This is a genomic window from uncultured Tateyamaria sp. (assembly GCF_947504105.1).
Lineage (GTDB): Bacteria > Pseudomonadota > Alphaproteobacteria > Rhodobacterales > Rhodobacteraceae > Tateyamaria.
This window is the reverse complement of the sequence record NZ_CANNGP010000019.1, coordinates 21,390-35,720: the sequence shown is the minus strand read 5'-3', so window position 1 is coordinate 35,720 and position 14,331 is coordinate 21,390. Positions and strand designations below refer to the sequence as shown.

The window sequence follows — 14,331 nt, the reverse complement described above, 5'->3', positions numbered from 1 at the left end:
TGACGGCATTGCAGCGGCATGAGTTATGATCTGCCAGCCGTACGCGGCACTCTGACCCCAAACAGGGATTTGTCCGGCCTGACCTGGTTGCGCGTTGGCGGTCCGGCAGACTGGTTTTTTCAACCGGCCGATGTCGCAGACCTGAGCGCATTTCTGACAGCCCTTGACCCATCAGTGCCGATCTTTCCCATGGGTGTGGGCAGCAACCTGATCGTGCGGGATGGCGGTCTGCGGGCCGTGGTGATCCGGCTGGGACGTGGTTTCAACGGCATCGAGGTGGACGGCGACACGGTCACGGCAGGGGCGGCGGCCCTTGATGCGCATGTTGCCCGCAAGGCGGCGGACGCGGGCGTTGATCTGACCTTTCTGCGTACCATCCCCGGAGCCATCGGTGGTGCCGTGCGCATGAACGCGGGCTGCTACGGCAGCTATGTGGCTGATGTTTTTGTCCAGGCGCGGGTCGTATTGCGGGACGGTACAATCAGGACCTTTGAAGCGGACGACCTGAACTTCCAGTATCGCCAAAGCGATTTGCCCGAAGGCGCTGTGCTGACCCATGTGACGTTGCGGGGACCAATGGGGGCCCCCAACGCCCTGCATGGGCGCATGGCTGATCAATTGGCAAAACGCGATGCAACCCAACCCACCAAGGATCGCAGCGCCGGATCGACGTTCCGAAACCCGGCCGGATTCTCGTCCACCGGGCAGGACGACGACGTGCACGATCTCAAGGCGTGGAAGGTGATTGATGATGCGGGCCTGCGCGGCGCACGACGCGGTGGCGCGCAGATGAGCGAGAAACATTCCAACTTTATGATCAACACCGGGCAGGCAACCGCCGCCGATCTGGAGGGATTGGGCGAAGAGGTGCGAAAAAAGGTTTACGATTCCAGTGGCATCACGCTAGAATGGGAAATCATGCGGGTTGGTGATCCGATCTAGGATTTCACGCGCACGGCAGGCCGAAATTCGGCGAAAAATTGAGGGTCCGCAAAAGGGCCCCGGGACTTAGAGGCACATGTTGGGGCAGTCGAGCAGACGTTCCAAAGTGGCGGTGTTAATGGGTGGCCCCTCGGTTGAGCGCGAGGTGTCGTTGTCAACGGGACAGGCCTGCGCAGCCGCGCTGAGGGGCATGAAATATGATGTGGTTGAGGTCGATGCCGGCCCCGACCTTGTTTCCGTTTTACAATCAATATCGCCTGATGCCGTCCTGAACTGCCTGCATGGCCGCTGGGGCGAAGATGGTTGCGTGCAAGGCATACTCGAATGGCTGGGTATCCCGTATTCTCATTCAGGTGTGCTGGCCTCGGCCCTTGCCATGGACAAGCAGCGCACCAAGGATGTGTACCGTGCGGCGGGTCTGCCGGTTGTCGACAGTGTCATCCGGTCGAAAGTCGATGTGATGGCCGATCATGTCATGCCGGTGCCCTACGTGGTGAAGCCCAACAATGAAGGGTCGAGCGTTGGTATTTACCTGGTCAACGAGGGCGCCAATAGTCCGCCGCGTCTGGGCGATGAGATGCCAGAAGAAGTCATGGTCGAAGCATTTGCGCATGGGCGCGAACTGACCACGACAGTGATGGGGGATCGCCCGCTGGGTGTGACCGACATCATCACCGTTGGCTGGTATGACTATGACGCAAAGTACAAACCCGGCGGTTCCCGCCACGTGATCCCTGCGGATATGCCGACCCAAATTTACGAATTGTGCGAAGACTATGCTTTGCGCGCCCATGTTGCACTTGGGTGCCGAGGCGTCACGCGCACTGATTTCCGCTGGGACGAGAGCAAGGGCGCCGATGGCCTGATTCTGCTGGAAACCAACACGCAACCCGGCATGACGCCGACCTCGCTCACGCCTGAACAGGCGCAGGCCGCGGGCATGTCCTTTGGCGAGCTGTGCGCCTGGATGGTGGAGGATGCCTCATGCAACCGGTAAGGCGCTCGGATCCCGCTCCTTCACGCTGGTCATGGCGCATGCAGCGCTTGATGCTGACGCCCGGTATCCGGCTGATGCTGCGCGCGGGCGTGCCGTTTGTCCTGTCATTTGGTGCTGCCACGTGGTGGCTGTCGAACCCCGATACGCAGGCCGCCATCCGCGCCACGGTTGCTGAAGCGCGCGCAAGCATCGAACAGCGCCCTGAGTTCATGGTGAACCTGATGGCCATTGATGGCGCGGACACAAAGCTGTCCGAGAGCATACGCACGGCTGTCCCGCTCGATTTCCCAATCTCGTCCTTTGACCTCGATCCGGCGGCAATCCGTGCCACGGTGCTTGAGATGCCTCCGGTCAAGGAAGCCTCTGTGCGGATCCGCCCGGGCGGCGTCTTGCAAGTTGATATAACGCCCCGTGTCCCCATTGCCATCTGGCGACGGCCCGAAGGTCTGACCCTGATTGATGAGGCAGGCGCTCTTGTACGTTCGGTTGCGCGGCGGGGGCTGCGTCCCGATCTGCCCGTGATCGCGGGGGAGGGGGCCGCGAGCCACGTGGATGAGGCCATGAAGCTGATCGCAGCGGGCGCACCGCTTGGTGATCGGATGCGCGGGCTTGTCCGCCTGGGTGACCGGCGTTGGGACGTCGTTTTGGACCGCAACCAACGCATCATGCTGCCCGCAGACGGTGCGGTGCAGGCGCTGGAGCGGGTGATTGCCCTTGATGGTGTGGACGAGGTGTTGAAGCGCGACATCGCCCGCATCGACCTGCGTTTGGAGGATCGCCCGACCGTGCGCATGACAGACAATTCCACCGCCGAATGGCGGCGTATCAGACAGTTGACCCCGGGGACCGAGTAGTAGTGATGACCGACCTTTATGCCAGCCAGCGCAGCATGCGTAACATGCGCAAGATCGCGATGCAGCGGGGTGTCGTTGCGATCCTTGATGTCGGCAGCTCGAAAATTGCGTGCCTGGTTCTGCGCTTTGACGGCACGAACCAACTGGGCGAAGAGGGTGAGATCGGCTCGCTTGCCGGGCAATCCGGCTTTCGAGTCATCGGTGCTGCGACAACCCGGTCGCGTGGGGTGCGCTTTGGTGAGATCTGCGCCATGCAGGAAACCGAGCGTGCCATTCGCACTGCGTTGCAGGCTGCACAGAAGATGGCCGGTATCCGCGTGGATCACGTGATCGCATGTTTTGCGGGGGCTGAACCGCGCAGCTACGGCCTTGATGCGCGGCTGGACCTTGAGGGCGGTGTCGTCTCTGAACAGGATGTGGCGCGCGTGCTGTCGCGCTGCGATGTGCCGGACTATGGGGAAGGACGCGAGGTGCTGCATGCGCAGCCTGTGAACTTCGCGCTTGATCACCGCTCGGGCCTGTCTGATCCGCGCGGTCAGTTGGGCAATGAATTGGCGGTCGATCTACACATGCTGACTGTCGATGCTTCTGCCGTGCAGCACTTGGCGCATTGCATCAAGCGCTGTGATCTGGAACTGGCGGGTATTGCCTCATCGTCCTACGCGTCCGGGATCGCCGCACTCGTGGAGGATGAGCAAGAACTTGGCTCCGCCTGTATCGATCTGGGTGGTGGGTCGACTGGCGTGTCGATCTTTATCAAGAAACACATGATCTACGGTGATGCGGTGCGCATGGGCGGTGACCACGTGACCAGCGACATTTCCATGGGGTTGCAAGTGCCTATGGCCAATGCCGAACGGATCAAGACGTTCTATGGCGGCGTGCATGCCACCGGTATGGATGACCGCGAAATGATCGAAATCGGTGGTGATACAGGCGACTACGAACATGACCGCCGCACGGCGTCTCGGGCTGAACTGATTGGAATCATGCGCCCCCGTGTGGAAGAGATTCTGGAAGAGGTACGCGCCCGTTTGGACGCTGCCGGGTTTGATCACCTTCCCAGCCAACAGATTGTGTTGACCGGCGGCGGTAGCCAGATCCCCGGCCTTGACGGTCTCGCCTCTAAAATCCTGGGCCAGCAGGTGCGTCTGGGCCGGCCTCTGCGTGTTCACGGTTTGCCGCAGGCGGCGACCGGGCCCGGCTTTGCGTCGGCTGTCGGTCTGGCCCTGTTTGCGGCCCATCCGCAGGACGAATGGTGGGATTTCGATATCCCCGCGGATCGCTATCCCGCGCGCAGTCTGCGGCGCGCGGTCAAATGGTTCCGCGACAACTGGTAGGCGACCGCCTATTCGCGATTGTGCTGGCGGTGCTGTTTGGGCAACCGGGCACGGCCCAACAGCGGATCGCCCCCGAAGAGTTTCTGGCAAGGGTCACGGGTAAAACAGTTTCGTTCTATGATCGCAGCCGAGGCAATCTGGTTGGCGTCGAGCAGTTCCTATCCCCACGGCTCTCCGTTTGGCGCGGTCGCGAAAACAGATGCGTATATGGTGAAATCACGACGCCCGACGGGCAGGTCTGCTTCCTTTACCGTGATCTAGATCAGACCGAACCGGTGTGCTGGGTGCCTTACGACACAGAGGGGACTCTTATGGTCTTTGGTCTGGGGCGTAGCTTTGGGCAAAGCCAATTGGCGCGGTTCAACGATCAGGATCTGGGGTGTCCGGAGGTGCCGCTGAGCTAGGGAATCGCTTGATTGTCAGGGCGTTATGGACCACCCTGCGTCCAACGCCCGAAAGAGGCGCGCGGCACATGGCAGGCCGCAACACATGGCAGACCGAGCAGTTTGCACCCAAACCCGTTCTTTGCACGCCCTCGCGGCGCGCGCCGTTGTGTTGCTTGTGTCATTGCCGCTTTGAGACCCAACATGTGCATGTTTCGGCGAAATTTTGCGGATCATCATTCGAATATGGCCATATTTTGCGGTGAAACTGCGATTTGTGGGTGACGTTGGGGCGTTGAATCGCTAAGATTGCGAGGATTTAGGCACAAAAACACCCGCGAATGCGGCAAACCAGACAGGCGGACCCGACCTATGACCCTCAACCTCTCCATGCCCGGACATGACGAGCTGAAACCCCGCATCACCGTCTTTGGTGTTGGTGGTGCTGGTGGCAACGCCGTCAATAACATGATTGAAAAACAACTGGATGGCGTCGAATTCGTCGTTGCCAACACCGATGCGCAGGCGCTGCAACAGTCCGCCGCGACCAACCGGGTCCAGTTGGGCATCAAGGTGACTGAGGGCCTTGGGGCAGGCGCGCGCGCCTCCGTAGGGGCTGCGGCAGCCGAAGAATCAATTGAGCAGATCGTTGATCACCTGGCTGGCGCGCACATGTGCTTTATCACCGCCGGTATGGGCGGCGGCACCGGCACTGGGGCCGCGCCGATCATCGCACAGGCCGCCCGCGAACTGGGTGTTCTGACCGTCGGCGTCGTGACCAAGCCTTTTCAGTTCGAAGGCGCCAAGCGGATGCGTCAGGCCGAGGACGGCGTTGAATCGCTGCAAAAGATGGTCGATACGCTGATTATCATTCCGAACCAGAACCTGTTCCGTCTGGCGAACGAGAAAACGACCTTTACCGAAGCGTTCAGCATGGCTGATGACGTGCTTTATCAAGGTGTTAAGGGCGTGACTGACCTGATGGTGCGTCCGGGCCTGATCAACCTCGACTTCGCGGACGTGCGCGCCGTGATGGACGAGATGGGCAAAGCCATGATGGGTACGGGCGAGGCTGATGGCGAAGATCGCGCAATCCAGGCCGCCGAGAAGGCCATCGCGAACCCGCTGCTGGACGAAATCTCGCTCCGTGGCGCGAAGGGTGTTCTGATCAACATCACCGGCGCACACGACCTGACCCTGTTCGAACTGGACGAAGCGGCCAACCGCATTCGCGAAGAGGTCGATCCAGATGCGAACATCATCGTCGGTTCGACCCTCGACACAGCGATGGAAGGCAACATGCGCGTGAGCGTGGTCGCGACAGGCATCGACGCGTCCGACGTAAACAGCGAAATCCCTGTGCCGCGCCGCTCCATGGCGGCACCGCTCAGCCAGCCGATCATGTCGGATGAGACTGCGCCTGCTCCGACAGCAGAGCCTATGCCAGAACCTGCGCCAGCCCCGATTGCTGCCGCAGCGGAAGAGCCAACATTGTTCCAGGAGATGGACGTTCAACAGGTTGCCGCACAGGACATGGCCGAAGACATCTTTGCGGATGAAGCGCCTGCTGTGGCGCAAGATGACCTGCCGCCCCCGGCTTATCAGCCACAGGTGGCCGCGTTCGAACCGAAACCCGACCCTGAAATCACTCCTGCAGAGGAATTCGTTGCGCCGCGTGCGCCAGCACCCGGCACCCCGTCGCCCGAAGCGCTGGCCCGTTTGCGCGCCGCCACACAAAAGGCGGCACCTGCTGCTGCCGCGGCGGCACAGCAACAACCAGCGCAGCCGACAGCTGCACCGGGTGAAAAGCCGCGCTTTGGTATCAACTCGCTCATCAATCGGATGACGGGCACGGCCGATGGTGCCCCGGCGGCGCCGGAGCGTCCAGCGCGTCAGCAGCCCCCTGTTCAAGGAAACGGAGCAGCCCCAGCGCCCGCGCCACGGCCGGCGGAAGCTGTTGATCCGGACCAGGAACGGATTGAAATTCCGGCCTTCCTGAGGCGTCAAGCGAACTGAATTCTGGTCACAAACCAGCATAAGGGCTGCCATCAGGCGGCCCTTTTTGTTGTTTGATTACAACTATTTGCCACCTCATGCGCGCATTGCTGCGCACCTGTTACATCCATGTTTCAGACCGTTGCAAAGAGTGAGTTGAGTGTTGGCGTCCATCACCTTAGCTCTGGCCATGTCATGAAACTGTAATGGGTGGACCCCGTGCAAACGACCGTCAAAGGACCAGTGGTGTTTACCGGATGCGGGCTGCATTCCGGAAAACCTGCGCGTTTGACCATCCGTCCCGCCATGGCAGAGCATGGTATCTGGTTTCGACGCACTGACATCACGGACCGCGACGCATTGGTCCCGGCCCGCTATGACGTGGTTCACCAGTCCCCCTTATGTACGACACTTGTCAACGAAGCGGGCGTATCGGTTGGTACGGTCGAACATATCATGGCCGCTATCGCGGGCTGCGGTGTGCACAACGCGCTGATCGAGATTGACGGACCCGAAGTACCAATCGTTGACGGTTCTGCATTGCCATTTGTCCGCGGCATCATGCGGCGTGGCCTGCGCCGTCTGCCAGCGCGTGTGCGGGCTTTCGAGGTGCTGAAAGCGGTAACCGCCACTCAGGGGGACGCGACAGCAACCATTGCGCCTTCGGACGTGGTGCGGATCGACTTCCATATTGATTTTGCCGACACCGCCATTGGTCGCCAATCCAAGTCGTTGAACATGTCCAATGGCAGCTTCGCACGCGAGTTGAGCGACAGCCGCACGTTCTGCCGCCAAGATGATGTGAAGCAGATGCAGGCAAATGGTTTGGCCCTCGGCGGCGCCCCCGGCGTGAACGCGGTGGTCTTTGACGGTGATCGTGTATCCAGCCCCGGTGGCCTGCGCCACTCGGATGAGCCTGTACGCCACAAGATGCTGGACGCACTTGGCGACCTGGCGCTGGCGGGTGCGCCGATAATCGGCCACTACACCGGCACGCGTGCGGGGCATACGCTGACCAATCAATTGCTGCGCGAACTGTTCGCGACACCCGATGCCGTACGCATGGTGACATGCGATCCAGAGATGACGGCAAGGCTGCCGGGATCGGGTCTGGTCTGGGATGAAATCCCCGAAGTTGCCTGATCCGCATCATACGGATAAATCGTCATTTCATCCTTCCGAAACTTTGTGCTAGAGACGGGCAAACAGCCTGAAATGGGCGGTGTTGAGCATCTTGGGGGTGGCAAGGGATGATCCGCGGAAAATCCATCACGCGACTGGCAGCTGTTGTGACGATCACAGCCTTTGTTGCGGCTTGCGGCAACAGCAATGGGCGGCCAACCACGGGCGGTTTCTTTAACCGTCAGGAAGTGCCGCTTGAGAACTTCACCGCCGAGCAGATCTTTGAGCGGGGCGAGTTTGAGCTTGAACAGGGCGAACTGCCGGAAGCGGCCTTCTACTTCTCGGAAATCGAACGGCTTTATCCCTATTCGGACTGGGCACGTCGTGCACTGATCATGCAGGCCTTTGCCCATCACCGGGACAAGGACTATCCGAACAGCAGGTCAGCGGCGCAACGTTTCATCGATTTCTACCCGGATGATGACGATGCGGCCTATGCCCAGTACCTTCTGGCACTCAGCTACTACGATCAGATCGACGAAGTGGGCCGCGATCAGGGCCTGACCTTTCAGGCGCTGCAATCGCTGCGCGAGGTCATTGAACGTTATCCCGACAGCGAATACGCCAGATCATCGATCCTGAAATTCGACCTGGCCTTCGACCATCTGGCGGGCAAGGAAATGGAAATTGGGCGCTACTACCTGCGCCGCGACAACTTTTCGGCGGCGATCAACCGCTTCCGTGTGGTGGTCGAGGATTTCCAGACCACAAGTCACACGCCTGAAGCGTTGCACCGTCTGGTCGAAGCGTATCTGTCGCTCGGCCTCACGGACGAGGCGCAGACGGCGGGCGCGATCCTTGGATACAACTTCCAATCTACCGAATGGTATCAGGACAGCTTTAACCTGCTGACGGGGCAGGGTCTTGAACCGAACGCGCGTGGCAACAACTGGCTGTCGCAAATCTATCGGCAGATGATCAGGGGCCGGTGGCTCTGATCAAAAGGCGGGGTTTGCCGCCCTTAGTGAGGGTCTGTTGATGCTGCGCGGGTTGGATATTTCCGACATGCTGATCATTGACCGGTTGGAATTGCAGTTCCAGCCGGGCCTTAACGTGCTCACTGGCGAAACCGGTGCGGGCAAATCCATCCTGCTCGACAGCCTTGGCTTTGTGCTGGGATGGCGCGGGCGCGCCGATCTGGTGCGTCAGGGAGCGGCCCAGGGCGAAGTGACGGCCTGGTTTGATCTGCCCCATCATCATCCGGCACGCGCGGTACTGGACGAAGCGGGGCTGCCCGCGGATGACGAATTGATCCTGCGCCGCGTGAACACGGCGGACGGGCGCAAGACGGCCTGGGTCAATGATCGCCGCTGTTCGGGCGAGGTGTTGCGCGCATTGTCCGACACGCTGATCGAATTGCATGGCCAACATGACGACCGTGGCTTGCTGAACCCGCGTGGCCACCGCGCGATCCTTGATGAATTTGCAGGCCTCGAAGCTGCGCGAGGCAAGACACGCAAGGCGTGGCGGGCGATGGGGCAGGCGCGCAAGGCAATGGCCGAGGCCGAAGCGGCAATGGCCGCGATCCGCGACGAGGAAGAGTTTCTGCGCCATGCGGTGGCTGAACTGGATGCGCTTGACCCACAGCCGGGCGAGGAAGCCGACCTCGACACCCGCCGCCGTCTGATGCAGGGGGCCGAACGTATTCGCGAAGATGTGCAACGTGCGCATCAGATCCTGGGTCACGACGGCGCCGAAGGGGCCATGAGTGATGCGATCCGTTGGCTTGACGGGGTGGCGGACAAGGCCGAAGGGCAACTTGATGCACCACTTGCAGCCCTGGCGCGTGCGATGGTCGAATTGGACGAGGCGACCGACGGTATCGTATCGGCATTGGATCATCTGACCTTCAATCCAACCGAGCTTGAGGATGCTGAAGAACGGCTGTTTGCTATTCGCGGTCTTGCGCGCAAGCATGATGTCGCCCCGGATGATCTGGCCACCTTTGCGGCAGGGCTGCGCGAAAAGCTGTCCGCGCTGGATGCAGGCGATGCCGATCTGGGGCGCTTGCGATCCGTTGTGGCCGAGGCTGAAGCAGCCTACGACACGGCCTCTGAAAAGCTTGGTGCGGCGCGTCGCAAATCGGCCAAGGCACTGGACAAAGCCGTGATGGTGGAACTGGCCCCGCTCAAGATGGAGCGGGCGGTTTTCGAAACCCAGATCACGGCTGATGAACCCGGGCCGGAAGGCAGCGATTCAGTGGCCTTTACCGTTGCAACGAACCCCGGGGCACCGTCTGGCCCCCTGAACAAGATTGCCTCTGGTGGCGAACTCAGCCGCTTTCTTCTGGCGCTCAAGGTGTGCCTGACGCGCGAACAGTCCGGCCTGACCATGATCTTTGACGAGATTGACCGCGGGGTGGGCGGAGCGACCGCTGATGCTGTGGGCCGCAGGCTCAGCCAGATTGCCGAGACAGGTCAAGTGCTGGTCGTCACCCACTCGCCCCAAGTCGCCGCCCTTGGTGCCCATCATTGGCGTGTGGAAAAGCAAGTGTCGCAAGGCATGACTACCTCGCAAGTCGTACCGCTTGCCGCGCCAGAGCGGGTGGACGAGATCGCGCGTATGCTAGCGGGTGACACCATCACCGACGAAGCGCGCGGCGCCGCCCGCGCCTTGCTGAGCGGTTAGGGCCACAGTCTTCGCTCTGTGACATCGCGGGGGCTTTCGCAGGCGCAGCAAAGGGCGTAACCCTCGAAGGGTCAAGTATCATTGTAGCCCGACCTCATGTCCGCTCCCAACCGATCTGTTCTGTCCCAGCAATTCGCTCACGCGGCGACCGCGTGCAAGGATGGTTGGCACGTGCTGCGCCACCGCGGTCCCAGCCAGGTCCAGTTCTGGTTCATCGCGCTCGCGATCGGGATCGCCGCGGGGTTCGCCGCGTTGCTCTTCCGTAAGGGGATCGAGGCGCTTCAGGCATTTCTATACGGCACGGAGGATGTGCAATACCTGCACAGTTTTGCATCCTCCTTGCCATGGTACTGGATTCTGATCATTCCGATCGTTGGCGGACTCATCACCGGCCTGATCCTGCATAACTTCACCCGCGACGGGGTTGCCCGCAGCGTTGCCGACGTGATCGAAGGGGCTGCCCTGAGAGACGGTCGCGTGAGCACGCGGGCCGGGGTGGCCTCAGCCTTCGCCAGCTTTATCACCCTGTCCACAGGCGGCTCGACGGGCCGAGAGGGACCGGTGGTGCACATCGCCGCGGTCATATCGACCAAGGTGTGCCGCTGGATCAAGGCGGACGGGGTGACCGGGCGCGACCTGCTTGGTTGTGCGGTGGCGGCAGCCGTCTCTGCCAGCTTCAACGCGCCCATTGCAGGGGCCCTCTTTGCACTCGAGGTGGTCTTGCGCCACTTTGCCGTGCACGCTTTTGCCCCCATCGTCATCGCGTCGGTTGCAGGCACAGTCATCAACCGGCTTGAATTTGGCGACGTGACCGAATTCCGGCTGCCGGACACCAATGAACTTGTGTTCTATCGAGAGCTGCCAGCCTTCCTGCTGCTGGGTCTGATGTGCGGTCTCGTGGCCGTCGTGTTGATGCGGTCCATTTTCTGGACGGATGACATGGCCTCTCAATTTCAACAGCGCACCGAGTTGCCCCGCTGGCTGCGCCCGACGATGGCAGGCGCGTTGTTGGGAGGTATGGCGATCTTCTACCCCCACATCATCGGGGTTGGGTACGAAACCACGTCCATGGCTCTGACTGGGCAATTGGCCCTCAACGAAGTCATGGTGTTTATCGTAATGAAGACTGCGGCGGTTGCGATCACCATGGCCGGGCGCATGGGGGGCGGTGTCTTTTCCCCCTCGCTGATGATTGGGGCGCTGACGGGGCTCAGCTTTGGTTTGGTGGCGACAAGCATCTTCCCGGATGTCTCGGGGTCCGTCACATTGTATGCGTTGGCTGGAATGGGCGCGGTGGCCGCGGCCGTGCTGGGCGCTCCGATCTCTACTACGCTGATCGTGTTCGAATTGACGGGCGACTGGCAAACCGGGCTTGCAGTGATGGTGGCGGTGTCGATGTCAACCGCACTGTCATCCCGCCTGGTGGACCGGTCCTTTTTCCTGACCCAGCTTGAACGACGAAATGTGCATCTCGCCGCCGGACCGCAAGCCTATCTGTTGGCGATGTTCCGGGTGGGGTCGGTTATGCGCAAGCCTGACGATCCCCGCATGGCGGATGAAGCACGCTGCTGGGAGATGATCACCGAGGGGATATATGTAGATGAAAACGCCACGCTCGAAGCTGCGCTACCGATCTTTGATCGTACGATGGTACCCTTCGTTCCCGTGGTCACGCTGACGGGCGAAAACGCGGCCCCCGAACTGCGCGGCGCGTTGTTCCATGTCGATGCTCTCAAAGCCTATAACCGCGCCCTTGCCGCCACAGCAGCCGAAGAGCACAGCTAGATCAGATCTGCTCGACAGTGATCCCATCACCCACATAGAAGGCAAGATGATCCTTGACGCGGGCGACAGGGTTCTTCGGGTCCTCATATGTCCAGACGGCATTGGCCAATGTCTGTGATTTTGTCACCACTGAAAAGTAGTTGGCGTCGCCCTTGTGTGGGCAATGGCTGGCCTTGTCCGTGCGATCAAGAAAGGCCATGGCGATGTCGTTGCGCGGGAAATAGATGACGGCAGGATAGTCACCCTCGCTCAGCTCCAGCGCATTGCTGCTTTCGCCCAGAACCGCGCCCCCTGCACGTACCGTCCATGTGCCGGGTGCTTTGCGGATCGTGATGTGATCAGCCATGCCTGAGCCTCCTGTCGTGAGTGTTTTGCAGTGATGAAGGGCCGGTGTAACAGATGAATGAAACGTGGGCCAGACTTACAGCGGTGCGCAGGCCTGCATCAGCCATTCGCGCGCATCATCCGAGACGCGTGGGCCAATTTTATCAAGTGTTTCAGCGTGATAGGCGTTCAGCCACGCGCGTGACGTCGCGTCCAACATGTCTGCAATGATCAGTCGGCGATCAATGGGTGCAAAGGTCAGTGTACGCCAGCTCAGCATCTCGCGATGTGCATCGCCGCCGGGTGGGCACTCGGCCTTCTGCACAACGATCAGGTTTTCGATACGGATGCCGAAGCCGCCTTCGCGGTAGTACCCCGGCTCATTCGACAGGATCATGCCGGGTTTCAGCGGCACCGTGCTTAAACGGCTCAGCCGCTGCGGCCCCTCATGGACCGACAGATAAGCACCGACACCATGGCCCAGCCCATGATCAAAATCCTGGTGCGCGTACCACAAAGGTGCACGACCGATTGCCTCGATATCCCGTCCCGCCAGTCCAACCGGCCAGATCAGCCGCGACATCCCGATCATGCCCAGCAAGACGCGGGTAAAGGCAGCGCGCGCCTCTTCGGGTGGGGTACCGATGGGAATGGTTCGCGTGATGTCCGTCGTTCCATCAAGGTATTGCCCACCGCTGTCCAGAACGATCAACTGGCCGTCTTCGAGCGTGCGGTCCGTCTCTTCCGTGACGCGGTAGTGCATGATGGCACCGTTTGGCCCCGTGCCAGCGATGGTTTCGAAACTGATATCCTGCAGGGCATTGTCCCGACGGCGAAAAGTCTCAAGCTGGGTGACGACCTGCGTCTCTTGCACCGACCCGGGCTGTTGGCGATCCAACCACGCCAACAATTCGACGATAGCGGCCCCGTCACGCAAATGCGCTTCTGCCGTCCCCGCGATCTCGGCGGCGTTCTTGCAGGCCTTGGGTAGGGCGCAGGGGTCATCCCCCCACTGCACTCGGTCACCGATGACGTCGGCCACGATCACCGGAACCGAGGACTTATCGAGAAGAACAGTACCTTCCAGCCCAGATAGTGCATCCAGAAACGCGGCTGGAACATGACACATCACATCGTCGCCAAGATGGTCCTGAACCTCGCTCAGCTTGGTTGGGTCCATAAACAGATCCACGGCGCCTGATGCGTGCAGCACTGCAAAACCTTGTGCAATCGGATTGCGCGGGATGTCTGAGCCACGGATATTCAACAACCAGCACAAGCTGTCGGGCAACGTGATGACGGCAGATGCAGCACCGGCCTTTGTCAACGCCTCGGCAAGCCTTGCGCGCTTTTCACGATGACTTTCCCCTGCGAATTCAAGCGGGTGCGCCTTGGCCGGTTCCGCTGCCGGTCCCGGTTGCTCTTTCCACACCCGGTCGACGAGGTTGGCGCATTGCACCAATGCGATACCGCTGCCTTTCAAACGGTTTTCGGCCTTCTCGATCTGTCCCGAGGTGTGCAGCCAAGGATCGAAACCGACACGGCCACCGTTGGGCATCTGTTCCTTCAGCCATTCGGCCAGCGAGATTTCGGGCCATGGCACCGGTGTGTAGACATCGGCCACCTGTGCCTTCACTTGCGTACGATAGCGCCCGTCGATGAATACACCGGCAACATCGCGCAGTACTGCACAAAATCCAGCTGATCCGGTAAAGCCGGTCAACCATGCCAGACGCTCGTCCCGGGCCGAGACATACTCGCCCTGATGCGCGTCGGCACGGGGGACCAGAAACCCGTCCAGCTCCTCGACCTCCAGCTCAGCACGCAGGGCCGCCAGCCGGGGAGGACCTTGTTCAGGGCGTGCGGTAACTTCAAAGCTCTGAAACATGATCCACCTTCAT

At 60.8% G+C, this 14,331-nt stretch carries 12 protein-coding genes; 10 read left to right on the top strand and 2 right to left on the bottom strand.

Translation table 11 applies throughout. From position 1 onward, the window contains the following. Positions 1 to 18: 18 nt before the first annotated feature. From murB to Q1A75_RS12775, 10 genes are all read left to right on the top strand, one after another. Complete coding sequence (gene murB / locus Q1A75_RS12820; protein ID WP_299548313.1) at positions 19 to 942, top strand: UDP-N-acetylmuramate dehydrogenase; 924 nt, start codon at positions 19 to 21, stop codon at positions 940 to 942. A gap of 76 nt (positions 943 to 1,018) precedes the next feature. Further along, on the top strand, positions 1,019 to 1,939 hold the full coding sequence (locus Q1A75_RS12815) for a D-alanine--D-alanine ligase (RefSeq protein ID WP_299548315.1): 921 nt from the start codon (positions 1,019 to 1,021) through the stop codon (positions 1,937 to 1,939). Between the two features lie 38 nt (positions 1,940 to 1,977). Continuing rightward, positions 1,978 to 2,793, top strand: coding sequence for a cell division protein FtsQ/DivIB (locus Q1A75_RS12810; RefSeq protein ID WP_299548317.1), 816 nt, complete (start codon positions 1,978 to 1,980; stop codon positions 2,791 to 2,793). A 5-nt stretch (positions 2,794 to 2,798) separates the two neighbouring features. Then, positions 2,799 to 4,133 (top strand): cell division protein FtsA, encoded by a 1,335-nt coding sequence (gene ftsA / locus Q1A75_RS12805; protein WP_189369814.1) that lies wholly within the window; start codon positions 2,799 to 2,801, stop codon positions 4,131 to 4,133. Then, a complete protein-coding gene (locus Q1A75_RS12800; protein ID WP_299548319.1) occupies positions 4,112 to 4,537 on the top strand; it encodes a hypothetical protein in 426 nt (141 codons plus the stop codon). Before ftsA ends, Q1A75_RS12800 begins: the two co-directional genes overlap by 22 nt. Positions 4,538 to 4,888: 351 nt before the next feature. After that, positions 4,889 to 6,532 (top strand): cell division protein FtsZ, encoded by a 1,644-nt coding sequence (ftsZ, locus tag Q1A75_RS12795; protein ID WP_299548321.1) that lies wholly within the window; start codon positions 4,889 to 4,891, stop codon positions 6,530 to 6,532. Between the two features lie 198 nt (positions 6,533 to 6,730). Then, a complete protein-coding gene (gene lpxC / locus Q1A75_RS12790) occupies positions 6,731 to 7,654 on the top strand; it encodes a UDP-3-O-acyl-N-acetylglucosamine deacetylase (RefSeq protein WP_299548323.1) in 924 nt (307 codons plus the stop codon). Between the two features lie 107 nt (positions 7,655 to 7,761). Beyond that, positions 7,762 to 8,631 carry an outer membrane protein assembly factor BamD gene (locus Q1A75_RS12785; RefSeq protein WP_299548325.1) on the top strand — a complete coding sequence of 290 codons (870 nt, stop codon included), beginning with the start codon at positions 7,762 to 7,764 and terminating at the stop codon, positions 8,629 to 8,631. Between the two features lie 40 nt (positions 8,632 to 8,671). Further along, a complete protein-coding gene (recN, locus tag Q1A75_RS12780) occupies positions 8,672 to 10,321 on the top strand; it encodes a DNA repair protein RecN (RefSeq protein ID WP_299548327.1) in 1,650 nt (549 codons plus the stop codon). A gap of 96 nt (positions 10,322 to 10,417) precedes the next feature. Then, a complete protein-coding gene (locus Q1A75_RS12775) occupies positions 10,418 to 12,106 on the top strand; it encodes a chloride channel protein (protein WP_299548329.1) in 1,689 nt (562 codons plus the stop codon). Position 12,107: 1 nt separating this feature from the next. Here the strand turns inward: Q1A75_RS12775 and Q1A75_RS12770 are convergent, their stop codons facing one another. Continuing rightward, entirely contained in the window at positions 12,108 to 12,452 is a 345-nt protein-coding gene (locus Q1A75_RS12770) for a DUF427 domain-containing protein (RefSeq protein ID WP_299548331.1), read from the bottom strand. A 75-nt stretch (positions 12,453 to 12,527) separates the two neighbouring features. Then, entirely contained in the window at positions 12,528 to 14,318 is a 1,791-nt protein-coding gene (locus tag Q1A75_RS12765; RefSeq protein WP_299548333.1) for an aminopeptidase P family protein, read from the bottom strand. Positions 14,319 to 14,331: the final 13 nt, after the last annotated feature.